Source organism: Nocardioides sp. YIM 152588 (assembly GCF_040191335.1).
In the GTDB taxonomy this organism is placed as follows: Bacteria; Actinomycetota; Actinomycetes; order Propionibacteriales; family Nocardioidaceae; genus Nocardioides.
This window is the reverse complement of the sequence record NZ_JBEGDJ010000016.1, coordinates 50,002-72,474: the sequence shown is the minus strand read 5'-3', so window position 1 is coordinate 72,474 and position 22,473 is coordinate 50,002. Positions and strand designations below refer to the sequence as shown.

Genomic DNA, 22,473 nt, shown 5'->3' with positions numbered 1-22,473 from the left:
GTCGCGCGATCGGCCTCAGAGGGCGATCCGGCCGGTCCAGAGACCCAGCGCCCCGGTGACGCCCCCCGCGAGGATCGCCGCGCAGAGCGCCAGCTCCGTCGGGGTGAACAGCCGCCGGCCGCGCTCGCTGCGCGCCTTCACGTAGAGCAGCGCGGCCGGCGCGAGGATCACCGTGCAGAGCAGGACGTACTTCAGGCCCGCGGCGTCGAAGAGGAAGATCGTGTACGCCGTCGCGGCGCCCGCCACCACGGTCTCCCGGCGTCGCTCCGCGGCCGGCACGCCGTCGTACCCCTCGCCGGTGAGGCCGAGCTTGAGCGCGTAGGCGGCGGCGAGCAGGTACGGGATGAGCGCCAGGCTGGTGCTCAGGTCGAGCATGAAGTTGAGAGCGTCGGTGAGGAACAGCGTCGCCGCGAGCAGCGCCTGCACGGCGAGCGAGGTCACCACCAGCGCCGTGATCGGTGTGCCGTGCGCGTTCTCCCTGCCCAGGAACGACGGCATGTCCTCGTTGCGGGCGGGGACGAACATCACCTCCGCCGCCATCAGCGTCCACGCGAGGTAGGCGCCGAGCACGGAGACGATGACGGCCACGCTCATGAACGTGCTGCCCCAGCCGCCCACGACGTGCTCGAACAGCCCGATCATCGACGGCTGCCGGGTCGCGGCGATGTCGGGCTGCGGCATCACCGAGTAGCTGGCCAGCGTCACCAGTGAGAAGAGCGACAGCACGCTGAGGAAGCCGAGCACGGTGGCCCGCCCGACGTCCTCGCGGCGCTCGGCGTACCGGGAGTAGACGCTGGCGCCCTCGACGCCGATGAAGACGAACGTCGTGATGATCATCGTGTTGCGCACCTGCTCGTTGAGCGAGCCGAGGTCGCCGTAGACCTCCGCGGTCCAGTTGTCGGCGAAGACGCCGGCGTCGAACGCGAGCAGGAGCACCACGACGAAGACCAGGATCGGCACGATCTTGAAGACCGTGACGATCCGGTTGACCACGGCCGCGTCGCGCACGCCGCGGGCGATGAGCGCGTGGAAGAGCCACACCCCGGCCGTGGAGAGCCCCGTGGCGAGCAGGGTGTCGCCGTCGCCGAACCCGTCGAAGAACGTGCCGAGCGTCGCGCCGATGAAGACCCAGTAGAAGGCGTTGCCGGCGATCGTGCTGGCCCAGAAGCCGATCGCGGAGTTGAAGCCGGCGTAGTCGCCGAACCCCGCCTTGGCGTAGATGAAGACGCCGGAGTCGAGGTCGGGCCGACGGATCGCCAGGTTCTGGAAGACGAGGGCCAGCATCAGGATGCCGGCGCCCGCGATCGCCCACGCGATCAGGGAGCCGAGGATGCCGGTGGCCACGCCGAAGCGCGCCGGGAGCGAGTAGACGCCGGCCCCGACCATGCTGCCGACGACCATCCCGGTCAGGGTCGGCCACGTCATCCGCGCGGGGGTGGCCGTCTCCTCGCTCGCGCTCATGAGGGTCCTCCTTCGGGCATCATTCCCGTGCCGGGTACGGCGGTCCAGGGCCGTCTCCGCCCGGCGGTCGCCCGGGCGCGCCAGACTGGGTGACCCGACCAACCCCGACGGACGGAGGGCGCCCGATGGCTCGTGCCGGCCCCGACGCACCCGGCGGGCGCGCCGCCGCACCGCGGGGACGGACCCCCTGGACGCCCTGGCGGACGGTGCTCGCGTTCGGGTTCGTCAGCCTCGCGGCCGACATGGTCTACGAGGGCATGCGCTCGGTCGCCGGGCCCTACCTGGGGTCGTTGGGAGCGTCCGCGCTGACGGTCGGCATCGTCACCGGCGCCGGCGAGGCGGTGGCACTCGTGCTGCGCCTGGTCACCGGGCCGTGGGCGGACCGGGCGCAGCGCCACTGGCGCCTCACGGTCGTCGGCTACGGGCTCACCGCGGTGTGCGTGCCGCTGCTCGCGCTCGCGCCCGCGCTCGGCGCCGCCGGCGTGGCGTTCGCCGCCGCCCTGATCCTGGCCGAGCGCACCGGGAAGGCGGTCCGCAGCCCCGCGAAGTCGGCACTCCTGGCCCGGGTGGCGGTGCGCACCGGGCGCGGCAAGGCGTTCGGCGTGCACAAGGCGCTGGACCAGGTCGGCGCCTTCGCGGGCCCCCTGCTCCTCGCCGGTACGACGGCGGCGACCGGCCTGATCTGGCCGGGCCTGGCGCTGCTGGCCGTCCCGGGCGCGGTGTCGCTGCTGCTGCTGGCGCTGCTGCGGCGCCGGGTGCCGTCGGTCGCCGAGCCCGACCCGGACGCAGCGGCGTCCTCCCCGCCGGCCGGGCTGCTGCGCCCGGCGCTCGGGGCGGACCTGCCCGGCTCGTTCCACCGGTTCTCCGCGGCCGCCGCGCTGACCACCTTCGGCCTGATGACCTTCGGCGTGATCTCGTTCCAGTTCGTGCGCGCGGGGGTCTTCCCCACCGCGGCCGCACCGCTGGTCTACGCGGTCGCGATGGCGGTCGGAGCCGTCGCGGCGCTGGCCACCGGCGCGCTCTTCGACCGCTGGTCGGGCGGCGTGCTGCTGGTGGTCCCGGTGCTCGCCGCCGCCGTGCCGTGGCTGGTCTTCGACGACCGCGCGGCGGTGGTGCTGGCGGGCGTCGTGGTCTGGGGCGCCGCGACGGGCGTCCAGGACTCGGCGGTGAAGGCGTTCGTCGCCGACCTGGTGCCGGCCGCGCGGCGGGCGACGGCCTTCGGCATCTTCGCCGCGGTCCAGGGCCTCGGCGCGCTCGCCGGCGGCGCGGTGGCCGGCGCGCTGGTGACCCACCACGCCGACGCCCTGGGCGGGATCGTCGTCGCGGCGCAGGCGCTGGCGGCGTACCTGATGGTGACGACGCTGCGGCGCCCGGGCGGGGTCCCTTCGGGCCATTGACGGCCGGTGGCCCCGACGGGATGCTCGAAGGACCGTTGCGCCGCCCCGACCCGAGACCTGGTGACCACCGATGTCGCAACCGCAGGACACATCCCCGAGCCAGCCGCTGAGCTACTGCTCCACCTATCCCCGCAGCCTCCCCCAGTTCCGTCCGGACCTGACGTTCGACCGGCAGCGCGCGATCGTCGTCACGGCCAGCAAGTGGGTCAACGGGACCGTGCTGCACTACCACTTCCTCGCCGACGAGGCGGAGCACGGCGACCAGATGGACGTGGTCCGCGGCGCCTTCGCGGAGTGGAAGGACCTCGGCATCGGGCTCTCGTTCACCGAGGTCGCCGAGGCGTCGGAGTCCGAGGTCCGGATCGGCTTCCAGGCCGGCGACGGGTCGTGGTCCTACGTGGGCCGCGACGTGCTCGGCATCGGGGCGACCGAGCGGACGATGAACTTCGGGTGGGACCTGACCACGCCGTACGGCCACACCACGGCCCGGCACGAGATCGGGCACACGCTCGGGATGCCGCACGAGCACCAGAACCCGAACGCCGGGATCACCTGGGACGAGGAGGCGGTCTACGAGTTCCTCGGCGGGCCGCCGAACAACTGGCCGCGCGAGACGACGTTCCACAACGTGCTGCGCAAGCTGGACCCGCGCGAGGTCGAGGGCGGGAACTGGGACCCGGACAGCATCATGGAGTACCAGTTCCCGGGTGGGCTGATCCTGGCCCCGGAGGAGTACAAGGACGGGATCTTCCCGCCGGGGACGCTGTCGGCGGACGACCAGGCCTACATCCGCTACTGGTACCCGCCGCTGGACGGCGACGACCTGCCGGACCTGACGCCTTTCCAGTCGGTGCCGCTCTCGCTGACGCCCGGCCAGCAGGCCGACTTCGCGTTCCGCCCCGAGGCGAGCCGGGAGTTCAACGTCGGCACCTTCGGCTCCGCCGACGCGGTCCTCGTGGTGTTCGAGGATGTCGACGGCGAGCTGCGGTTCCTGGCCGGCGACGACGACAGCGGGGAGGACCGCAACGCGCTGGTGAAGGTCAAGCTCGTGGCGGGGCGCTCCTACGTGGTGCGCATCCGGCTGTACTACGCCTGGGCGTCCGGGCAGACCGCGGTGATGGCCTGGTAGGCACCACCGACGCTTCGGGACCTTCGACCCTGCCCGCCGACCGGTGGGCGTGGCGCAATGGAGGCAGACCGGCGGGCGGCGTGCTACGGCCTTCACGCATGCGCCGCGGTACGCCACCTGTCGGTCGTCCACCCGCGGGAACCGCCCCGCCACCGTGGCCGGGCCGGGACGCGGTCGGGAGGCGACGGACATGACTGCATCGACCGGGCACGTGCACACCAAGACGTGGCACGTCGAGATCTTCATCGGTGAGCGCGACGGCGGCACGCACGCCGACGCGCGTCTGGACACGGGCGAGCGGACGCTCTCCGCCACCGGGACGGCGCGGCAGAACCCGCACGACCCGGGCGTGCCCGAGATCGGCGACGAGCTCGCCGTGGGGCGCGCCCTCAGCGCGCTGGCCGACGAGCTGCTGCAGCTGGCCGACGAGGACGTCGACGCCAACGTGACCCACCGCTGACCGCCGCCGCACCGCGACCCGGCAGGAACTTTCTGCCGACTCGCGCTGTGGCGGCGGCCGATCCACTGGTTGACTGTGACGTCACGTCACGGGAGGTCAGCCATGCGGGTCCACCACCTCAACTGCGGAACCATGAACGCGCCGCTGGTCGGCCGGATGGTCTGCCACGTGCTCCTGGTCGAGACCGACGACGCCGGGCTGGTCCTGGTCGACACCGGCTTCGGGCTGGAGGACGTCGCGCACACCCGGGCCCGGCTGGGGCCGGTGATGCCGGCGCTGCTCCGCCCCGTCCTCGACCCGGCGGAGACCGCGGCCGCCCAGGTCGAGGCGCTGGGCTTCGACCGCGGCGACGTCCGGCACGTCGTCGTCACCCATTTCGACATCGACCACATCGGCGGTCTCGCCGACTTCCCGGACGCGGCGGTGCACGTCACCACGGAGGAGTACGACGCCGCCGTCCGCTCGCCCGGGCGCCGCGAGCGCCTGCGCTACCGGTCGCCGCAGTGGGCGCACGGCCCGAGGGTCGTCGAGCACGGCGCCGACGGCGAGCCGTGGCTCGGCTTCGCCGCGGCCCGCGAGCTCACGGACGTCGCCGCCGGGATCGCGCTGGTCCCCCTGCCCGGCCACACCCTCGGCCATGCCTGCGTCGCCGTCGACGGCGGCGACGGCTGGCTGCTCCACGCCGGCGACGCGATGTACCACCGCGGGTACGTCGACGGCACGCCCGTGCCCCGCGCCGTCCGATGGGCGGAGGACGCGCTGGCCACGTCGCGCCGCACGATCCGCGAGAACCACGATCGGCTGGCCGAGCTCGCGTCGGGGCACCCCGAGGTGACGGTCCTCGCCGCCCACGACCCGGTGCAGCTCGACGCGCTGGCCGCCCGAGCGCGCTCCTAAGACTGCCGGCCCGCTCCTAGACTGCGGACGTGGTCCTGCGACTGATCGGTGCCGGCCCGCCCCGCACCGGCACGTCGTCGCTGCGGGAGGCTCTGCGCCACCTGCTGGGTGCGCCGGTCTACCACATGAGCGAGGCCTTGGCGCACCCCGAGCACGTCCCCGCCTGGGTGGCCGCCCTCGAGGGGCGACCACCGGAGTGGGAGGAGCTCCTCGCGGGCTATGCCGCCGGGGTCGACGCACCGTTCTCGAGCTGCTGGCGCGAGCTGGCCGCGGCGTACCCGGACGCGCCGGTCCTGCTGTCGCGTCGCGCCGACCCCCAGGTGTGGCTCCGCAGCATGGAGGCGACGGTGCTGCCCCGGACGCGCGAGATGCTGGCGAAGGACGACGCCGACCCGGCGGTGCCCCTGTTCCGTGTCGTTCTCAGCGACCTCCTCACCGACCTCGACGACGCCGAGCAGGCCATCGCGGGCTACGAGCGGCGGCTGGCCGAGGTCCGCGCGGAGATCGCTCCCGAACGACTCGTCGAGTGGCAGCCGGGAGACGGCTGGGGGCCGATCTGCCGGGCGCTCGGCCTGCCGGTCCCGGACCGGACGTTCCCGCACGAGAACAGCACCGCGGACTACCTGTCCCGCGGGCGGGCCCGTGCCCGCAGGGATGCCCGGCGCGTCGCCACCGCGCGCCCACCGGCGGCCGGCGGCGCCCGGCGGGGTCGACCGCCGGAGGCATCGACGTAGCGCGGCGTCCCGGGCGGGCACGAGCCCCCGGCCGTCGCCGGCCGAGGGCTCACCGTGGGCCGCTGCTACCGGCTCAGCGGGACTCGAACCAGGGCTGGTGCAGGTCGTAGAACTCCGCACCCGCCATCGCGTACTCGAGGTCCGAGCGGACCTCGGGCGGCGGCTCCTGACCCTCGCCCTGCCGGGCGGCGGCCTCGCTGGTGAAGGCGACGGTCTCGGTGAAGGTGCCGTCCGGCTCGATCGCGAGGGTGCCGCCGATGATCTCCGGCCGCGCCTCGTGGAGCATGTCGGTGTTGCCGGCCATCATGGACTTGAGCCGGTCGACGTCGTCGACCTTGCCGCGGATGATCTGGACGAAGCCGGCGCTGTCCGACCCGCCGTCCATCATCAGGGTGACGTCGTCGCAGTCGTGGAACTCGACCGGCCCGTCGAACAGCGCCATCATGCCCTCGGCCCAGGCGCCCTGCTCGGGCCTCCCGGAGTTGGCCATCGCGGCCTCCCGGGACTCGAATCGGACGACCCCCACGAACATCTCGTCGTCGGTGAACCCGTAGGTCCCTCCGAGCCAGCCGTCTGCCCCGGCGCTGAGCTCGGTGCGCCACTTGTCCAGGTGCTCGTGGAGCTCCTGCTGACGCGCGCACTTCCCTTGAATCACTTGTATGAACACGTGCCCCTCCTCGGTGTCGACACCCACCTCTCGGGATCGGGGGGTGGGAGGGCAATCCTCGAATCTACGCTCGGCCGGGCCCGCGCGACAGGGGTGGCCGGCGAGCCTCAGACGTAGAGGTTGTCGTGCTCCTCGAAGAACGCCAGCAGCTCCTCGTGGCTCGGCTGCCAGCGGCCCTCCGCGAGGTCGACGAGCCGTTCGAAGTACGCCTCGCGGGGCGCACCGGGCACGAAGAGGATGAGCAGCGACGCCGGCTCGCCGGACTCGTTGCGGAAGCCGTGGATGCCGCCCTCGGGGACGTGGAGGAAGTCGCCCGGCCGCCCGTCGACCCAGTCCGCGCCGTCGTAGAGCCGGACGGCTCCGGAGAGCACGAAGAACGACTCGGTGATGGTGCGGTGGTAGTGCGCGTCGGCGCCCGCGACCTCCGGCCCCATGTCCCAGCGGTAGAGGCCGAACCGGCCCCCGGTCGTCGCGCCCGTGGCGAGGTAGTGCGCCGCGCCGCCCGGCCGGGGCAGCTCCGGCGGGTGCTCCACCGGGCGGAACCGGGCCAGCACCTCGCCGGATCCGAAGTAGGTCGGGTCGGGGTACGACATGAGCCGACGGTACGGCGCGCTCCCCGGACCGGCTCTCACCGAAACGAGTGAAAGCCCGGGCGCTCGCGGGCTCAGTCGCGCAGCTCGGTGGGCTCCACGACGACGTCGACGAGTGCGCCGTTGCGGAGCACCGTGATCTCCATCCGGGTGCCGATCGCCTCCGCGAAGAGCCGCTTCTGCAGCGACTGGGCATCGCGCAGCGGGACCCCCGAGACCGCGATCAGCAGGTCGCCGGCGTGCAGGCCGCTGCGGGCCGCCGGACTGGACGGCACGACCTCGGCGACGCGCAGCGCCGTGCGGTGCCCGACGCGTTCGGCCCAGCCGGCGGGCAGCGGCGCCGGCGCCGTGACGAGGCCGAGGTAGCCGCGCCGCACGCGGCCGTCGCGGAGCAGCGCCGCGATGATCCGGTTGGTGGTCGCGTTGACCGGCACCGCGAGCCCGAGGCCGATGCCGGCGACCGCGGTGTTGATCCCGACGACGCGTCCCCGGGCGTCGGCCAGCGCGCCGCCGGAGTTGCCCGGGTTGAGCGCGGCGTCGGTCTGGATCACGTCCTCGATCAACCGGGTGCCCTGCCGGGTGCGGGCCGGCATCGCGCGGCCGAGCGCGCTGACCACGCCCGCGGTCACCGAGCCGGAGAGGCCCATCGGGTTGCCGACGGCCACGACCAGCGACCCGACCCGGAGGTCGTCGGCGTCACCGAACTCGGGCGGCTCGGGGACCGCGCGGTCGGCCCTGACCACGGCGAGGTCGGAGAGCGGGTCCCGACCGACGACGTCGAAGCGGGCCCAGGTGCCGTCGCCCCACTCGGCCTCGCCGCCGGTCGCGTCGCCGACGACGTGCGCGTTGGTCACGAGATGGCCCTCGCCCGTCAGGGTCACGGCGGACCCGGCCGACTCGCCGCGCGGGCCGCGCAGGCGCAGCGCGGCGACCCGCGGCGTCAGCGCCGCGGCCACGGAGGTCACCACGGCCGAGTAGGCGTCGAGAGGTTCCTCGTCCACATCGGGGTCAACGGTCCGTGGGTACGCCGGATTCCGGCGTTCGCGCTGGGCGAACCGCGCCTCAGCCCGGGAGCCGCAGCCGCCGGCGGAGCTCGCTCGGGGCGACGCCGTACCAGCGGTTGATCGAGCGGGTCAGCACGCTCTGCTCGGCGTACCCGAGCTCGCGCGCGACCTGCGCCATGGTCAGGTCCGTGTCGCGCAGGTAGTGCTCGGCCTGCTCCCGGCGCAACTCCTCGACGATCGCGGCGAACGTGGTGCCCTCCTCGGCGAGCCGGCGCTGGAACGTCTTCGGGTGGAGGGCGAACTGCCGGGCCACCAGGCCCGCGCTCACGGCGCCCGTCGGCAGCAGCTGCCCGACCACGCGCCGCACCGGTGGGGCGAGCCCGGGCTCGTCGGAGGCGACCAGGCCCTCGAGGTAGCGGAGGATCACCTGGTGGGCGCCGGCGTCGCCGGACACGCTGCGGGACAGGTCGCCGGTGCGCAGGGTGAACCCGGCGCGCCGCCGGGCGAAGGCGGCCGGGCAGCCGAAGTACTCCTCGTACGTCCCCGGCGCCGTCAGCGGGTCGTGCGGCAGGTGCACGCGGAGGGCGCGGAAGCCGCTGCCCCCCAGGTAGCGGAAGACCTCCAGCGCGATCGCGAGCGACAGCTCGACCGTCTGGCGGGCGGGGCCGATGCCGCCGGCCACGATCCGGAACTCGAAGAACGTCCGGTCCGGATCGTCGGTGGGCTCGAGCGCCACCGCCACGGCCGGGCTGTAGGCGGCCATGTAGGTCCGCGCGATCCCGATCGCCTCCCCCATCGTGGCGGCCGTGCGGGTGGCGACGCCCACCGGGCCGAGCGCGCCCAGCCCCTGCCGGGTGCCGAGCAGCCGGCCGAAGTCGGGGCGGCCGGTGCCCGTCGCCGCCGCCTCCATCGCCGCGGAGAGGCTCCGGTAGGTGAGGAAGACGTCCTGGTTGCCGGCGTCCGCCGGCCGGATCCCGGCGCGGCGCAGGATCGCGTCCGGGTCGGCGCCGAGCTCGCGCACGAGGTCGCGGAAGCCGAGGAGGCATGTGCCGCGGATCACAGACATGTCCCCAAATATCAAAGACGGAGTCCAGAGATGTCAAAGGGAAGGAGGCCGACCTCACGGACCCTGGTGACCGTGGCCACCGCCACCACCCCACCAGTCTCGGAAGGACCCCCGCCATGACCGACCACCGCACCACGGACGCCGACCGCCCGGCCCCGGCCCTCGACCAGCACGTCTTCATCACCGGCGCCAACGGCTTCATCGGCCGGGCGATGGCCGAGCGGTTCCGCGCCCTGGGCGCCACGGTCACCGGCGTCGACCTGGTCGCCGACCCCGAGCACGGCGTGATCGCCGGCGACATCACCAGGCCCGAGGAGTGGGCCGACGCCCTCGACGGCGTCGACGTCGTCATCCACACCGCCGCCCTCCTCGGCGCGGCCTACAGCCTCGAGCGGGCGTGGCACGTCAACGTGCTCGGCACCCAGCGCGTGCTCCGCGCCGCCGTCGACGCCGGCGCCCGGCGGTTCATCCACTTCTCCTCGATCATGGCCTACGGCTTCTCGTTCCCCGACGGCGCGGACGAGACCTACCCGGTGCACATCGAGTACGACCCCTACACCGACACCAAGGTCAACTCCGAGGCCGTCGTCCTCGCCGCCCACACCGCGGGCGAGATCGACGTGACCGTGATCCGCCCCGGTGACGTGTGGGGCCCGGGCTCGGTCTGGGTGCGCTCGCCGATCGCCGAGATGGTCAAGCCCACCGGCTTCCCGCTCCCCAACGGCGGCAAGGGCGTCTTCACGCCCGTCTACATCGACAACTTCGTCGACGGCATGGTGCTCGTCCTCGCCCACGCGGAGGAGACCCGCGGCCACATCTACAACCTCACCGACGGCATCGGCATGCCCTGCCGCGACTTCTTCGGCCGCCTCGCCGACATGAGCGGCGGCAAGGTCGTGTACCTCCCGATGAGGATCGCCGCACCCCTGGCGAACCTGGTCGGCGCGCTCATCCGGCGCACGGGCACCCACTCCGACCTCGCGGCGGGCACCATGCACATGCTCAACCGGACGGGCACCACGTCGATCGAGAAGGCCCGCAAGCGCCTGGGCTACGAGCCGCTGGTCACGTTCGAGGACGGCATGGAGCGGGTCGAGGAGTGGGCGAGGGAGTCCGGCCTGATCAGCGCCTGACCACGGCACGGGCCCGGAGCTCGTCGACGAGGTCGGCGAGCCCCTCGCCGCCGCCGGCCGCGTACGCCGCCCAGTCGGGGCCGAGGCCGGCGCGGCCGGCCTCGTCGGCCTCCCACCGCGCCGCGACCGCGACGACGATCGCCTCGAGCTCGTCGTCCGGAGCGGCGCCGGCGGCGCGGAGCACGTCCGCGAAGGCCCGCGAGGCCCCCTCGTGGAACTTCGCCGCCGGCATGGCGCGGCCCGTGCGCGACAGCGCGCAGAGCGAGCTCGTGCCGAGCGAGTGGGAGAGCGCCTCGAGCGCGGCCTCCCGGTGGGCGCGCACCAGCAGGACGCCCTCCTGATCGGGGTGCTCCGGCATGCGACCGCCCTCCAGCGTCGGCTCCTCGGCGGCCGCGGTCGCGGCCGCCGGACCCACCTGTCACAAGCGATCCGGCCGCGCTGGTATTCCGGGCACCGGCGCGCCGACGGCGGCCGAAAGCCGCACCGCCCGAGGTGCCGCTGCGACAGACTTCCCGGGTGATCGGTGGCGAGGCGGGCGTCGTGGTCGTCGTGCTGCTCGCCGTCGGCTTCGACGTCACCAACGGCTTCCACGACTCCTCGAACTCGGTGGCCGCCCCGGTGGCCACGCGGGCGATGCGCCCCTTCACCGCGGTGGCCGTGGCGGCGGTCTTCACGATCCTCGGCCCGATCCTGGCCGGGACCGCCGTCGCCGACACGGTCGGCGGCCTGGTCACCTACGAGCCCGACGACACCCTGCGCATCCTCTTCGCCGCGCTGCTCGCGGCCGTCGCGTGGAACCTGATCACCTGGTGGCGGGGCCTGCCGTCGTCGTCCTCGCACGCGCTCGTCGGCGGACTGGTCGGGGCCGGCGTCGCGCTGGGCGGGCTCGGAGCGATCGACTGGGGCGGCTTCGACGGCTGGCGCCCGCGCGGCGTGGCCGCGGTCCTGGCCGTGCTCGCCATCTCCCCCGTGCTGGGCCTCCTCGCGGGCTGGCTGGGCGAGATGCTGGCGGCGCGCTCGTTGCGGCGGGCCCACCGCGGCGTGACGCGCGCGATCCGCGGCGGGGAGTGGGTGACCTCGGCAGCGCTGGCGTTCGCGCACGGGACCAACGACGCGCAGAAGACGATGGGCGTGATCACGCTCGCGCTGGTCGCCACGGGCTCGCTGGACGCCTTCGCCGTACCGCTGTGGGTGAAGCTCGTCTGCGCCGGCGCGCTCACCGTCGGCACGGCGCTCGGCGGGTGGCGGATCGTGCGCACGGTCGGCCGCGGGATCTACCGGATCCGCCCGCTGGACGGCCTGGTCAGCCAGGCGTCGAGCTCCGTGGTGATCGGGGGCGCGGCGGCGCTCGGCGCTCCGGTCAGCACCACCCACGTCGTGGCCTCCTCGGTCGCCGGCGTGGGCACCGGGAGGAGGTGGCGCCACGTACGGTGGCCGGTGGTGCGCGAGATCGCACTGGCCTGGGTCGTCACGCTGCCGGCGAGCGCCGGCATCGGCGCGGCCGTCGCGATGACGGAGAGGGTGGTCCTGTGAAGCGGCACTGGTTCCTGCCGGAGAACCCCGACGTGCTGGCCACGCTGTCCGCCCAGGCGGACACGACCGTGGCCGGAGCGGCCGCGTTCCTGGACTGGGCGGCCGGAGACCCGGCGCAGGAGGCGACCGTCCGCGACTGCGAGCACCGCGCCGACGACCAGCGCCGCCGGCTCGCCACCGAGCTGCGCCGCGCGTTCAGCACACCGGTGGACCAGGAGGACCTGTACACGCTCTCCGAGCGCCTCGACGCCGTGCTCAACGGCCTGAAGAACGTGGTCCGCGAGGCCGAGGCGTACGCGGTCTCCCCCGACCGGCACCTGGTGGCGATGGCCGAGGAGGTCGCGACCGGCACCATCCACCTGTGCCGGGCACTCGCCAGCCTCGCCGGGTCCGCCGACGCCGCCACCCGCGAGGCCGACGCCGCGGTCGCCTGCGAACGGCGCATGGAGAAGGTCTACCGCGACGCGATGCGCGGCCTCCTCGACGTCGCCGACCTGCGCGAGTACGCCGCCCGCGGCGAGCTCTACCGACGCACGCTGGAGGTCGGCGAGCGGATGACACGGGTCGCCGACCGGGTCTGGTACGCGGTGGTCAAGGAGGCCTGAGCCTCCCGCCTCACCGGCGCGCCGGCTGGGCGTACCGCCAGCGAGCGGCCGAGCCGATGAGCCCCACCAGCACCACATCGACGGCGACCAGGACCGCGACGGCGCCGACGCCAGCGACATCCTCCGGCCCGTGGCGCGGGTGAGAGACCGCGAAGGCCAGCACGACGACGGCGCCTGCCGCGACGTCGAGCGCCGAGTGCCCCAGTCGCTGGCGGACGACGAGACCGGCGAGCAGCACGGTGGCGCCCGCGGCCGTACCGATGACGACTCCCGGCCACCACGCCTCCCCGCCGGCCAGGACCGGCGACCGCGCGATCCTCGCCGCGTCGTACACGACGACGAACAGCGCCATCGCCCCCAGGAGCGCTGCGCTCGCTCGCGGGCGTCGGTCGACGAACGACCGCGCCCGCCCCGTCACTGACATGGCGCGATGGTGCCGCACCGGCGTCAGGCGCGGGGCCGGAACGGTCCGAGGCCGACCGGCCCGCTCCGTAGGAGCGTCAGCCGGCCGCCAGTCCGTCCAGGTCCGGCAGCGGCAGGGCACAGATCTCCCGGGCCTCGGCCTCGGGCACGCCGAGCATCAGCAGCACGTCCTCGCAGAAGGTGTCGGCCGCCAGCTCGGCGTCGCGCTCGGGCTCGGCGTGCAGGAGCGCCCCGAGCGCGAGCAGGCCGCCGCCGACCATCGTCAGCGCGATGCGCAGGTCCGTGGCCCGGAACCGGCCGGCGGCGACGCCGGCCTGCAGGTCGCGCAGGGCGCGCGGGGCCAGGCCGTTCTCGGCGAACGCCACCTGGGCGCCCCGGTTGACCAGCACCTTGCTCAGGTCCGGGAGGCGCCGGTGCAGCCGTCCGGTGAGGCGCACGCTGTGGGCGAAGACGACCGCGGGGTCCTCGATGTCCGCGGTCAGCTCGTCGAGCAGGGAGCCGTGCAGCTCGAGCGCGTCGTCGACGGCTGCGGCGAACAGCTCCTCCTTGCTGTCGAAGTGGTTGTAGAAGCTGCCCAGCCCGACGTCGGCGAGCTGGGTGATCTCCAGGACCGCGACGTGGGTGCGCCCCTCGGCCAGCAGCGTCTGCGCGGCGCTGACCAGCGCGCCGCGGGTACGGGCGCGGCGGCGGTCGGTGCGGGACGGCTCGACGACGGACACGGCGCGATCATGCCACACGTTCACCTCTGATGCTTTCGTCACATCGTGTTGTGACGAAAGCGTCAGAAATGCTTGACTGTGACCCGCGCCATATCTGACGATTGCGTCACTTTCTGAGAGGAGGCGCCCATGGCCACGCCGACCGCCGGCACCGCGACCACCGCGGCGCAGGCACCCACGCCGCCGGTGGGCGGGGACGCCCACGGCACCCACAGCGACCTGCACAGCGAGCAGGGCGGCCTGCCCGGCGAGCACACCGGACGGGCCCGGAACCCGGTGATCAAGGTCCGCGACATCGCGTGGCTGGAGTTCGCCAAGCCCGACCTGCGCGCCGCGGAGCGCTTCGCGCACGCCTTCGGGTTCACCACCGCCGCCAAGGCCCCCGGCGAGGTCCAGCTGCGTGGCACCGACCCCGGTGCCCCCTGCGTGATCCTGCGCCAGGGTCCCCGCTCCAGGTTCCTCGGGCCCACGTTCATGGCCGCGGAGGCCGCCGACCTGGTCCGCCTCGCCGACGCCACCGGCGCCCGGGTCCGCCCGATGCCGGAGTCGATCGGCGGCGCGGGCGTGGAGCTGGTCGACCCCAGCGGGCTCCCGGTGCGGGTGGTCGCCGGCACCCACGAGCTGCCCGCCCTGCCGGGCCAGGAGCCGCGCACGTTCAACGCCGGCCACGAGGTGCGCCGCACCAACGCCACCCAGCGACCGCCGCGCGCACCGGCGATGGTGCAGCGCCTGGGCCACGTCGTGCTGCAGTCGACGAGGTACCAGGAAGCACTGAACTGGTACCTGGAGCACCTCGGCCTGATCGTCAGCGACTTCCTCTACTTCGAGGGCCAGCGCCACCGCGGTCCCACGATGAGCTTCATCCGCTGCGACCGGGGCAGCGAGCCGGCCGACCACCACACGCTGGCGATGACGCTGGGGCCGGCCAACCGCTACGTGCACTCGGCCTACCAGGTCGCCGACCTCGACGCGCTCGCCGCCGGCGGGGAGTTCCTGCTGGACGAGGGCTACCAGCGGTCGTGGGGCATCGGCCGCCACATCCAGGGCAGCCAGATCTTCGACTACTGGCGCGATCCCGACGGCTTCCTGGTCGAGCACTTCAGCGACGGCGACCTGTTCGACTGCACGCTCGACCCGGGCTGGGCACCCATGACCGCCTCCGGCCTCGCCCAGTGGGGCCCGCCCGCCACCAAGGACTTCCTCGGCATCGCTCCCGGCAAGGAGTCGATCGCCGAGCTCCGATCCATGATCCGTTCCCTGCGCGAGGACAACGAGTGGGATCTCGAACGCCTCCGCGGACTGATGAAAGTAGCTGCCTCGTGAGCCTCTCCGTCCTCCGCACCCTCGACGATGGGCGCGCCTCCTGGTGGGTCCTCACCGCGGACGGCACCGCCGCCCGCGTCGCCACCGACGCGTCCACCACCGCCGAGCTGCTGGCCGACCGCGCCGCCGTCGAGGCGGCCGCCGCCGGGCCCGGTGGCACCCCCGTCGCCGACCTGGCGCTGGTCTCCCCGGTCAGCGCGCCGTGCCGGGTCGTCGCCCAGATGACCAACTACGTCAGCCACGTCACCGAGTCCGGCATGGACCCCGACACCATCCCGCTGACGTTCTTCCGCAAGGCGTCAGGCTCGATCAGCGGCCCCGCCGACGACATCGTCAAGCCCGCGCACGCGCGGTTCCTCGACTACGAGGTCGAGCTGGGCCTGGTCATCGGCAGCCCGCTCACGGTCGGCGACGAGGTCACCGAGGAGAGCTGGACCGACCACGTCGCCGGCTTCGTCGTCACCAACGACGTCTCCGCCCGCGACCTGCAGCTGCCCAAGACGCAGTTCTTCGAGGCCAAGTCCTACCCGACCTTCACCCCCACCGGGCCCGCGCTCGTGCTGCTCGACCGCGAGGAGCTGGAGCGCTTCCGCGAGCTGCGCCTGCGGCTCTCGGTCAACGGTCAGCCGCGGCAGGACAGCACCGGCGCCGACATGATCTACGCGCCGTGGCAGGCGCTCGCCGCGCTCGCCGGCTTCCAGCGGCTCGACCCCGGCGACCTGGTGCTCACCGGCACCCCGGGCGGCACGGCGCTGAAGGCCCCGCCGCGCCCGATCGAGATCATCGGAGCCCTGCTGCCGCCCGCGGTGAAGTGGAAGGCCTTCTTCAAGTCGCAGGCCAAGAACGAGAAGTACCTGGCCGACGGCGACGTCGTGGAGGTCTCGATCGAGACCCCCGACGGGAAGATCGACCTCGGTACCCAGCGCACGACCGTGCGGTACGCCCGATGAGCGCCGGGTTGTTCCCCGAGACGTACGACGCCCCGGCGGACCTCGCCAGCGTCGAGGAGGTGCCGCTGGCCGAGCGCGGCCTACCGGCGACCACCTACGACCTGCTGCTCCGTGCCGCCGACCTGTGGCCCCGCCGCACTGCTGCCGTGGTGCTGCCGGACGCCGAACGTTGGGAGGCCCCGCTCACCCGCACCTACGTCGACCTGCGCAACGACGTGCACCGGGTGGCCAACCTGCTCCACCGCGAGGGGGTGCGCCGCCACGACGCCGTCGCGCTGCTCTCCCCCAACTGCGACGCGCTGCTGCCCGCGACCCTGGCCGCCGAGGTCGCCGGCATCGCGGCGCCGATCAACACCGCACTCTCCGCCGCACACCTGCGCCACCTCCTGACGCTCTCCGGGGCGCGGGTCGCCGTGGCCGCGTCCCCCGCGCTCGACCCGACGCTGTGGGAGCACCTCGCCGTGCTGGCCGCCGACGGCGTGCTGGAGACCGTCCTGGTGATCGGCCCGACCGGCGAGCCGGTCGGCGACCTGCCGGCGCTGGGGTCGGCCCGCGTGCTGGACCTGGTCTCCGCCGCGGAGGGCTGCCCGGCGGACCACTTCGTCGGCGAGGCACCGCGCGCCGACGACGTTGCCTCGCTGTTCCACACCGGCGGGACCACGGGCGCCCCGAAGCTGGCGGCGCACACCCACCGCAACGAGGTGGCCGACGCCTGGGCGATCGCGGCCAACACCGCCCTCGGCGACGACGCGGCGCTCTTCGCGGCGCTGCCGCTGTTCCACGTCAACGCGCTCCTGGTGACCCTGCTCGCCCCGATGTTCCGCGGCCAGCACGCGGTGTGGGCGGGTCCGCTGGGGTACCGCGACCTCGCTCTCTACGGATGCATCTGGCGGCTCGTCGAGCGCTACGGGATCTCCACCATGAGCGCCGTGCCGACCGTGTACGCGGTCCTCGCCGGGGTGCCCGTCGACGCCGACATCTCCAGCCTGCGGTTCGCCATCGTGGGCGCCTCGATGCTGCCACCGGGCGTGCGCTCCTCGTTCGAGCAGAACACCGGCGTACCGCTGGTCGAGGGCTACGGCCTCACCGAGGCGACCTGCGCCAGCGCCCGCAGCTTCGCCGACCACCCGCGCCCCGGTTCGGTCGGCCAGCGCTTCCCCTATCAGCGGATCAAGGCGGTCCGCGTCGGCGAGGACGGCACGTGGACCGACCTGCCGACGGGCGAGTCCGGCACCCTGGTGATCTCAGGCCCCACCGTCTTCCCCGGCTACGTCACGGGGCGCGACGCCGACGGCGCGCTGCGCCTGGACGGCCTCGGCAAGCTCGTCGACGGCTGGCTCGACACCGGCGACCTCGGCCGGGTGGACGCCGAGGGCTTCCTGCACCTGACCGGGCGCGCCAAGGACCTGATCATCCGTGGCGGTCACAACATCGACCCCGCGGTGATCGAGGACGTGCTCCTCGACCACCCCCAGGTCACCGGCGCCAGTGCGGTCGGCATGCCGGACCCCCACTCGGGCGAGGTCCCGGTCGCGTACGTCACCGTGGCGTCCGCCGTACCGGAGGAGGAGCTGGTCGCCTGGGCGCGTGAGCGGGTCGCCGAGGCTGCCGCCGCGCCGAAGGCCGTGAACGTCGTGGACGCGCTGCCGGTCACCGCCGTGGGCAAGCCGTTCAAGCCGACGCTGCGCGCCGACGCCGCACGCCGCGCCGTCACCGCCGCGCTCGCCGATCAGGCCGGCGTCCGCGAGGTCACCGCGGCCGCCCCCGACGGCAGCGTCGTGGTCACCGTCGCGGTCGACGCACAGGCCGTGGACGAGGCGGCCGTGAAGACGATCCTGGACGGCTTCGCACTGGCCTGGCGACTGGAGGCCCGATGAGCACCGGGATGCCCGAGGCTCCGCAGGTCGTCATCGTCGGCGCCGGCCCGACCGGCGTCACCGCCGCCTCGCTGCTGGCCCAGTACGGCGTCCGCACGCTGGTGCTGGACCGCTGGGCGGACGTCTACCCACAGCCGCGCGCGGTCCACCTGGACGACGAGGTGCACCGGATCCTCGGCCGGCTCGGGCTGGACGCGGAGTTCGCCAAGATCTCGCGGCCCGCCCGGGGCCTCCGGCTGCTGGACCGCGACCACGGCGTCCTCGCGGAGTTCCAGCGCGACCGGCTGGTGGGCGTCCACGGGCACCCGCAGGCGAACATGTTCGACCAGCCCGAGCTCGAGGCCGTGCTGCGCCGCCACCTGGCCACGCTCCCCGAGGTCACCTTCGCCGGCGACGTCGAGGTCACCGGCGTGGAGCAGGTCGCCTGGGACCGGGTCCGCGTGCGCTGGACCGACCGGCACACCGACGAGGAGCACACGGTGGAGGCGCCGTTCGTGCTCGGCTGCGACGGCGCCAACAGCACCGTCCGGCACGCCATCGGCGCCCGGATGACCGACCTCGGCTTCGAGCAGCGGTGGCTGGTGATCGACATCGACACCGAGCGCGACCTCGACGCCTGGGACGGCGTCCACCAGGTCTGCGACACCGAGCGGGCGGCGACGTACATGCGCGTCGGCGCCACCCGCTACCGGTGGGAGTTCCAGCTCCTCGACGGCGAGAGCGCCGAGGACCACGCAACGCTCGACCGGCTCGGTCCCCTGCTGGCGCCGTGGACCGGCACCGGCCCGGACGCGCTCGGCGGACTGACGGTGCGCCGGGTCGCGGAGTACACCTTCCGCGCGCAGGTCGCCGACCGGTGGCGCGACGGCCGGGTCTTCCTGCTCGGCGACGCCGCCCACCTGACGCCGCCGTTCATCGGCCAGGGCATGGGCGCCGGCCTCCGCGACGCCCTCAACCTGACGTGGAAGGTGGCCGGCGTGCTCGCCGGGACGCTGCCCGAGTCCTGGCTCGCCACCTACGAGTCCGAGCGGGAGCCGCACGCCCGCACCCTGATCCGGACCGCCGTCTGGATGGGACGCTCGATGACGCAGGGCGGGCGCCTGGGCGACCTCGCCCGCCGGCTGATCGTGCCGCGGGTGCAGCACCTGCCGGGCCTGCGGCAGCAGATCATCGACGGCACCTCGCCACGGCTGCGGATCGCCGGCTCCGTCGGTCGCGGTGGCGGCCGGCTCGCCGGGCGGCTCTGCCCCAACGCGCCGGTCGCGGTGGCGAGCGACTGCCGGTGGGACGACTCCCCGATCGCCGGCCGGTTCGCCGTGGTCACCACGGCGCCGGCCAGCCAGCACACCCGCACCCTGGTCGCCGCGCGGGGCGGCATCGTCCTCGACGCCGCCCCCGGCACGGCCCTGTACGGGTGGCTGGAGGCCGGCGGCGCCCGCGCCGCCCTGGTCCGACCCGACGGGGCCGTCCAGGCCGCGGGCGCGTCCACGGCCGCCCTGGCCGCCCTGGTGCCCGACTTCCCGACACCCCGAACCGACCGAGGATCGCGATGAACTCCAGCGCCGACGACGCCGCTCCCGACCCGACCACCCCGCGCTCGCGCCGCCGCCGGATCGGCCGCTTCCTGCGGCGCCTGGCGCTCGCCCTGCTGGCCGGCGTCCTGGTGCTCGGCGGGGCCGGGTACCTCGCCAAGGACCGGATCGTCGAGGCGGCCATCCGCAAGCAGGTCACCGCCCAGCCTGACCCCAGCTTCCTGAAGGACGACGACCACATCCGGGTGTTGCTGTGCGGCACGGGCAGCCCGGAGCTGAGCGCGGCCACGCAGGCCTGCACGCTGGTCGCCGCCGGCGGGCGGACCTTCCTGTTCGACGCCGGCGAGGGCTCGACGAAGTCCCTCTTCCGCTCCGAGGTCGACATCGAGCGGATCGACGACGTCTTCCTCACCCACTTCCACTCCGACCACTTCAACGGCCTCGGCACGCTCGTCAACGAGCGATGGACGTGGGGTGCGACCACGAAGCTGACCGTCACCGGGCCGCCGGGCGTGCGCGGCCTCGTCGACGGCCTGGCGTCGGCGTACCGGGTCGACAACGGCTACCGAGCCGAGGACATGCCGCGGCTGGCCGAGACCGAGGACGCGGCGGCCACCGCCGTCGGCGTACCGGTCCGCGTGCCCGACGGCGGCTCGACCCGCGTGTACGACGAGGGCGGGGTCACCATCGACGCGGTCCGCGTCGCGCACGACCCGGTCGACCCGGCGTACGGCTACGTGCTGACCTACGCCGGCAAGAAGGTCTTCGTCAGCGGCGACACGCTGGTCGACCCGATCACGCTGCCGGCCATGCAGGACGCGGACCTGGTGATCCACGAGGCCTACGCGACACACCTCGTCGACCGCGCCATCCCGATCATGCGCGAGGAGGGCGAGGAGTTCGACGCGGAGGTCGCGGAGCGCACCAGCGAGTACCACGCCGACACGATCGCCCTCGCGAAGCAGGCCCAGGAGGCCGGCGTGCAGCACCTGGTGCTCACCCACCTCATCCCCTACCCGAACAACATCGTGCAGCGCCGGATGTTCGTCTCCGGGATGGGCGACGAGTTCGACGGCGAGATCACGCTCGGCGAGGACGGGCTGCTGATCACCGTCTGAGCTCGCCCCGCCCACACCGACCCCGCCGGCGCCCGGCCCGGAATCCGGGCGCCGGCGGTCATCCGCCGGACGCAGGAACGGGGTCCGACGGACGGACCCACGCCGCGCCGTCGACCGGGAGCCGGCCCTCGACCAGCGGGAGGCTGCTCAGGAGCACGTCGCTCCCGCCGAGGTCGACGGGTCGGTCCCCGAGGTTGACGACGCAGCGCAGGGCGCCCGCACGCTCGAAGTCGAGGACCTCCTCGGCGGACTCCCGCCACACCAGCGGTGCGCCGAGCAGTCCGTCCGTCCCCCGGCGCAGCCGGAGCGCGGCCCGGTAGAGCGACAGCGTCGACGACTCGTCGCCCGACTCGGCCTCGACGGTCAGGTCCGCCCAGGACGCGGGTTGCGGGAGCCACGGCAGGACGCCGTCCGGGGAGAAGCCGAAGGGGGGTGACGACCCGCTCCAGGGCAGCGGCACCCGGCAGCCGTCGCGCCCGCGGAGCGCGCCGCCGCTGCGCAGGAACATCGGGTCCTGGAGCACCTCGTCGGGCAGGTCGTCGACGTGCGGCAGGCCGAGCTCCTCGCCCTGGTAGATGTAGGCGCCTCCCGGCAGCGCGAGCATCAGCAGCGCGGCCGCACGCGCCCGCCGGGTGCCCAGGGCCAGGTCGGACTCCTCGCCCTCGCCGTCGGTGATGAAGAAGGAGCTCGTCGTCGGCCGGCCGTACCGCGTGACCGGCCTGATCTCGTCGTGACTGGTCAGCACCCACGTCGACGGCACGCCGATCGGCTCGAAGGACGCCAGCGTCGCGTCGATGACCTCGCGCAGAGCGGCCGCGTCCCACGGGCTCTTCAGGTAGGGGAAGTTGAACGCCGTGTGCATCTCGTCCGGCCGGAGGTACCTCACGAGCCGCGCAGGGGTGCTGACGACCGCCTCCGCGACGAAGGCGCGGTCCCCGTCGTAGGTGTCCGCGATCGCGCGCCAGCGCCGGAAGATGTCGTGCACCTCCTCGACGTCCCAGTGCGGGTTGTCGTGCCAGTCGACGGTGCGGAATTCCGCGACCCCGCCGTAGTCGGCGTCGGGGAGACCGAGCTTCTTCGCCATCGCCGGCGCCGCGTCGATCCGCAGGCCGTCGACGCCCCGGTCGAACCAGAACCGCAGCACGTCATCGAAGTCATAGAGCACCGCCGGCTCGGTCCAGTCGAGGTCGGGCTGCTCGGGGGCGAACAGGTGCAGGTACCACTGCCCCGGGCGCCCGTCGGGCTCGGTGACCCGCGCCCACGCCGACCCGCCGAAGGCACTGATCCAGTTGTTCGGCGGCTCGTCGCCGTCCGGCCCGCGGCCGTCCCGGAAGAAGTAGCGCCGCCGCTCCGGCGAGCCCGGCCCGGCCGCGAGGGCCGCGCGGAACCACGGGTGCTGGTCGGAGGTGTGGTTGGGGACGAGGTCGATGATCACCCGCAGCCCGCGCGCGTGCGCCTCGCGCAGCACCGCGTCCGCGTCCGCCAGGGTGCCGAACATCGGGTGGATGTCGCAGAAGTCGCTGACGTCGTACCCCCCGTCCGCCAGGGGCGAGGGGAACCACGGCGAGATCCAGAGGCCGTCGACGCCGAGGTCGGCGAGGTACGGCAGGTGCGCCAGCAGCCCCGGCAGGTCGCCCTCGCCGTCGCCGTTGCCGTCGGCGAAGCTGCGTGGGTAGACCTGGTACATCACCGCGGTGCGCCACCAGGGCGAGCCGCCGTCGCTGCCGCTCACACCCCTAACCTAGTGACCTGCGCTCGAAATCCGTGCCCCAAGTCGTGCTCCGAGTGCGTGCATCGCAAGGCGGCGGAGCGCTGGGCTACCGGGCGTATCTCAAGCTCTGCCAACGCGGCGAGG

22 protein-coding genes are annotated in these 22,473 nt (G+C 73.9%); 13 read left to right on the top strand and 9 right to left on the bottom strand.

The features are described 5' to 3' along the window. Positions 1 to 15 precede the first annotated feature (15 nt). Positions 16 to 1,461 carry a basic amino acid/polyamine antiporter gene (locus tag ABLM29_RS10390; protein ID WP_349714029.1) on the bottom strand — a complete coding sequence of 482 codons (1,446 nt, stop codon included), beginning with the start codon at positions 1,459 to 1,461 and terminating at the stop codon, positions 16 to 18. A 125-nt stretch (positions 1,462 to 1,586) separates the two neighbouring features. Between ABLM29_RS10390 and ABLM29_RS10385 the strand changes: the two genes are divergently transcribed. The 5 genes from ABLM29_RS10385 (at position 1,587) to ABLM29_RS10365 (ending at position 6,078) form a co-directional block, all read left to right on the top strand. After that, complete coding sequence (locus ABLM29_RS10385; RefSeq protein WP_349714028.1) at positions 1,587 to 2,858, top strand: MFS transporter; 1,272 nt, start codon at positions 1,587 to 1,589, stop codon at positions 2,856 to 2,858. Between the two features lie 70 nt (positions 2,859 to 2,928). Continuing rightward, complete coding sequence (locus ABLM29_RS10380) at positions 2,929 to 3,987, top strand: M12 family metallopeptidase (RefSeq protein ID WP_349714027.1); 1,059 nt, start codon at positions 2,929 to 2,931, stop codon at positions 3,985 to 3,987. Positions 3,988 to 4,177: 190 nt separating this feature from the next. Continuing rightward, positions 4,178 to 4,447, top strand: a complete 270-nt coding sequence (locus ABLM29_RS10375) for a DUF1876 domain-containing protein (protein ID WP_349714026.1) — start codon at positions 4,178 to 4,180, stop codon at positions 4,445 to 4,447. A 102-nt stretch (positions 4,448 to 4,549) separates the two neighbouring features. Continuing rightward, entirely contained in the window at positions 4,550 to 5,344 is a 795-nt protein-coding gene (locus ABLM29_RS10370; protein WP_349714025.1) for an MBL fold metallo-hydrolase, read from the top strand. A 29-nt stretch (positions 5,345 to 5,373) separates the two neighbouring features. Continuing rightward, on the top strand, positions 5,374 to 6,078 hold the full coding sequence (locus tag ABLM29_RS10365; protein ID WP_349714024.1) for a sulfotransferase family protein: 705 nt from the start codon (positions 5,374 to 5,376) through the stop codon (positions 6,076 to 6,078). A gap of 73 nt (positions 6,079 to 6,151) precedes the next feature. Here ABLM29_RS10365 and ABLM29_RS10360 read toward each other — a convergent pair whose 3' ends face one another. The 4 genes from ABLM29_RS10360 to ABLM29_RS10345 all read right to left on the bottom strand — a co-directional run bounded on the left by ABLM29_RS10360 (position 6,152) and on the right by ABLM29_RS10345 (position 9,405). Then, positions 6,152 to 6,745 carry a hypothetical protein gene (locus tag ABLM29_RS10360; protein ID WP_349714023.1) on the bottom strand — a complete coding sequence of 198 codons (594 nt, stop codon included), beginning with the start codon at positions 6,743 to 6,745 and terminating at the stop codon, positions 6,152 to 6,154. A 107-nt stretch (positions 6,746 to 6,852) separates the two neighbouring features. After that, positions 6,853 to 7,338 (bottom strand): cupin domain-containing protein, encoded by a 486-nt coding sequence (locus ABLM29_RS10355; protein WP_349714022.1) that lies wholly within the window; start codon positions 7,336 to 7,338, stop codon positions 6,853 to 6,855. 71 nt (positions 7,339 to 7,409) lie between these two features. Further along, complete coding sequence (locus ABLM29_RS10350) at positions 7,410 to 8,336, bottom strand: S1C family serine protease (RefSeq protein WP_349714021.1); 927 nt, start codon at positions 8,334 to 8,336, stop codon at positions 7,410 to 7,412. A 61-nt stretch (positions 8,337 to 8,397) separates the two neighbouring features. Then, positions 8,398 to 9,405 (bottom strand): AraC family transcriptional regulator, encoded by a 1,008-nt coding sequence (locus tag ABLM29_RS10345; protein WP_349714020.1) that lies wholly within the window; start codon positions 9,403 to 9,405, stop codon positions 8,398 to 8,400. A 116-nt stretch (positions 9,406 to 9,521) separates the two neighbouring features. Here ABLM29_RS10345 and ABLM29_RS10340 point away from each other — a divergent pair, with 116 nt between their 5' ends. Beyond that, complete coding sequence (locus tag ABLM29_RS10340) at positions 9,522 to 10,538, top strand: NAD-dependent epimerase/dehydratase family protein (protein ID WP_349714019.1); 1,017 nt, start codon at positions 9,522 to 9,524, stop codon at positions 10,536 to 10,538. Here the strand turns inward: ABLM29_RS10340 and ABLM29_RS10335 are convergent. Further along, complete coding sequence (locus ABLM29_RS10335; protein ID WP_349714018.1) at positions 10,528 to 10,953, bottom strand: hypothetical protein; 426 nt, start codon at positions 10,951 to 10,953, stop codon at positions 10,528 to 10,530. The two genes, ABLM29_RS10340 and ABLM29_RS10335, sit on opposite strands and share 11 nt — an antisense overlap. Positions 10,954 to 11,054: 101 nt before the next feature. Here ABLM29_RS10335 and ABLM29_RS10330 point away from each other — a divergent pair, with 101 nt between their 5' ends. After that, entirely contained in the window at positions 11,055 to 12,071 is a 1,017-nt protein-coding gene (locus ABLM29_RS10330) for an inorganic phosphate transporter (RefSeq protein WP_349714017.1), read from the top strand. After that, complete coding sequence (locus ABLM29_RS10325; RefSeq protein WP_349714016.1) at positions 12,068 to 12,676, top strand: DUF47 domain-containing protein; 609 nt, start codon at positions 12,068 to 12,070, stop codon at positions 12,674 to 12,676. Before ABLM29_RS10330 ends, ABLM29_RS10325 begins: the two co-directional genes overlap by 4 nt. A gap of 10 nt (positions 12,677 to 12,686) precedes the next feature. Here the strand turns inward: ABLM29_RS10325 and ABLM29_RS10320 are convergent, their stop codons facing one another. Together ABLM29_RS10320 and ABLM29_RS10315 are read right to left on the bottom strand one after the other, a co-directional pair. After that, positions 12,687 to 13,100 carry a hypothetical protein gene (locus ABLM29_RS10320; RefSeq protein ID WP_349714015.1) on the bottom strand — a complete coding sequence of 138 codons (414 nt, stop codon included), beginning with the start codon at positions 13,098 to 13,100 and terminating at the stop codon, positions 12,687 to 12,689. A gap of 76 nt (positions 13,101 to 13,176) precedes the next feature. Then, the gene (locus ABLM29_RS10315; RefSeq protein WP_349714014.1) at positions 13,177 to 13,818 is read right to left on the bottom strand and encodes a TetR/AcrR family transcriptional regulator; all 642 of its coding nucleotides are present in this window, start codon (positions 13,816 to 13,818) and stop codon (positions 13,177 to 13,179) included. A 129-nt stretch (positions 13,819 to 13,947) separates the two neighbouring features. On the opposite strand from ABLM29_RS10315, the gene ABLM29_RS10310 reads away from it, so the two are divergent. From ABLM29_RS10310 to ABLM29_RS10290, 5 genes are read left to right on the top strand one after another with little or no spacing between them, the layout of a single operon-like run. Further along, positions 13,948 to 15,141 (top strand): VOC family protein, encoded by a 1,194-nt coding sequence (locus ABLM29_RS10310; RefSeq protein ID WP_349714013.1) that lies wholly within the window; start codon positions 13,948 to 13,950, stop codon positions 15,139 to 15,141. Further along, entirely contained in the window at positions 15,138 to 16,091 is a 954-nt protein-coding gene (locus ABLM29_RS10305; protein ID WP_349714012.1) for a fumarylacetoacetate hydrolase family protein, read from the top strand. The genes ABLM29_RS10310 and ABLM29_RS10305 overlap by 4 nt, the downstream gene beginning before the upstream one ends. After that, the gene (locus ABLM29_RS10300; protein ID WP_349714011.1) at positions 16,088 to 17,968 is read left to right on the top strand and encodes an acyl-CoA synthetase; all 1,881 of its coding nucleotides are present in this window, start codon (positions 16,088 to 16,090) and stop codon (positions 17,966 to 17,968) included. The genes ABLM29_RS10305 and ABLM29_RS10300 overlap by 4 nt, the downstream gene beginning before the upstream one ends. Further along, positions 17,965 to 19,521, top strand: a complete 1,557-nt coding sequence (gene mhpA, locus ABLM29_RS10295) for a bifunctional 3-(3-hydroxy-phenyl)propionate/3-hydroxycinnamic acid hydroxylase MhpA (protein ID WP_349714010.1) — start codon at positions 17,965 to 17,967, stop codon at positions 19,519 to 19,521. The genes ABLM29_RS10300 and mhpA overlap by 4 nt, the downstream gene beginning before the upstream one ends. Further along, positions 19,518 to 20,618, top strand: coding sequence for an MBL fold metallo-hydrolase (locus ABLM29_RS10290; protein WP_349714009.1), 1,101 nt, complete (start codon positions 19,518 to 19,520; stop codon positions 20,616 to 20,618). The genes mhpA and ABLM29_RS10290 overlap by 4 nt, the downstream gene beginning before the upstream one ends. A gap of 58 nt (positions 20,619 to 20,676) precedes the next feature. Here the strand turns inward: ABLM29_RS10290 and ABLM29_RS10285 are convergent, their stop codons facing one another. Next, on the bottom strand, positions 20,677 to 22,350 hold the full coding sequence (locus ABLM29_RS10285) for a glycoside hydrolase family 13 protein (protein ID WP_502889208.1): 1,674 nt from the start codon (positions 22,348 to 22,350) through the stop codon (positions 20,677 to 20,679). Positions 22,351 to 22,473 lie beyond the last annotated feature (123 nt).

Coding starts and splice junctions, on each gene's coding strand:
- ABLM29_RS10380 (WP_349714027.1), top strand. CDS start 2,929: ATGTCGCAACCGCAGGACACATCCCCGAGCCAGCCGCTGAGCTACTGC.
- ABLM29_RS10375 (WP_349714026.1), top strand. CDS start 4,178: ATGACTGCATCGACCGGGCACGTGCACACCAAGACGTGGCACGTCGAG.
- mhpA (WP_349714010.1), top strand. CDS start 17,965: ATGAGCACCGGGATGCCCGAGGCTCCGCAGGTCGTCATCGTCGGCGCC.
- ABLM29_RS10345 (WP_349714020.1), bottom strand. CDS start 9,405: ATGTCTGTGATCCGCGGCACATGCCTCCTCGGCTTCCGCGACCTCGTG.
- ABLM29_RS10320 (WP_349714015.1), bottom strand. CDS start 13,100: ATGTCAGTGACGGGGCGGGCGCGGTCGTTCGTCGACCGACGCCCGCGA.
- ABLM29_RS10290 (WP_349714009.1), top strand. CDS start 19,518: ATGAACTCCAGCGCCGACGACGCCGCTCCCGACCCGACCACCCCGCGC.
- ABLM29_RS10340 (WP_349714019.1), top strand. CDS start 9,522: ATGACCGACCACCGCACCACGGACGCCGACCGCCCGGCCCCGGCCCTC.
- ABLM29_RS10390 (WP_349714029.1), bottom strand. CDS start 1,461: ATGAGCGCGAGCGAGGAGACGGCCACCCCCGCGCGGATGACGTGGCCG.
- ABLM29_RS10370 (WP_349714025.1), top strand. CDS start 4,550: ATGCGGGTCCACCACCTCAACTGCGGAACCATGAACGCGCCGCTGGTC.
- ABLM29_RS10310 (WP_349714013.1), top strand. CDS start 13,948: ATGGCCACGCCGACCGCCGGCACCGCGACCACCGCGGCGCAGGCACCC.
- ABLM29_RS10355 (WP_349714022.1), bottom strand. CDS start 7,338: ATGTCGTACCCCGACCCGACCTACTTCGGATCCGGCGAGGTGCTGGCC.
- ABLM29_RS10300 (WP_349714011.1), top strand. CDS start 16,088: ATGAGCGCCGGGTTGTTCCCCGAGACGTACGACGCCCCGGCGGACCTC.
- ABLM29_RS10385 (WP_349714028.1), top strand. CDS start 1,587: ATGGCTCGTGCCGGCCCCGACGCACCCGGCGGGCGCGCCGCCGCACCG.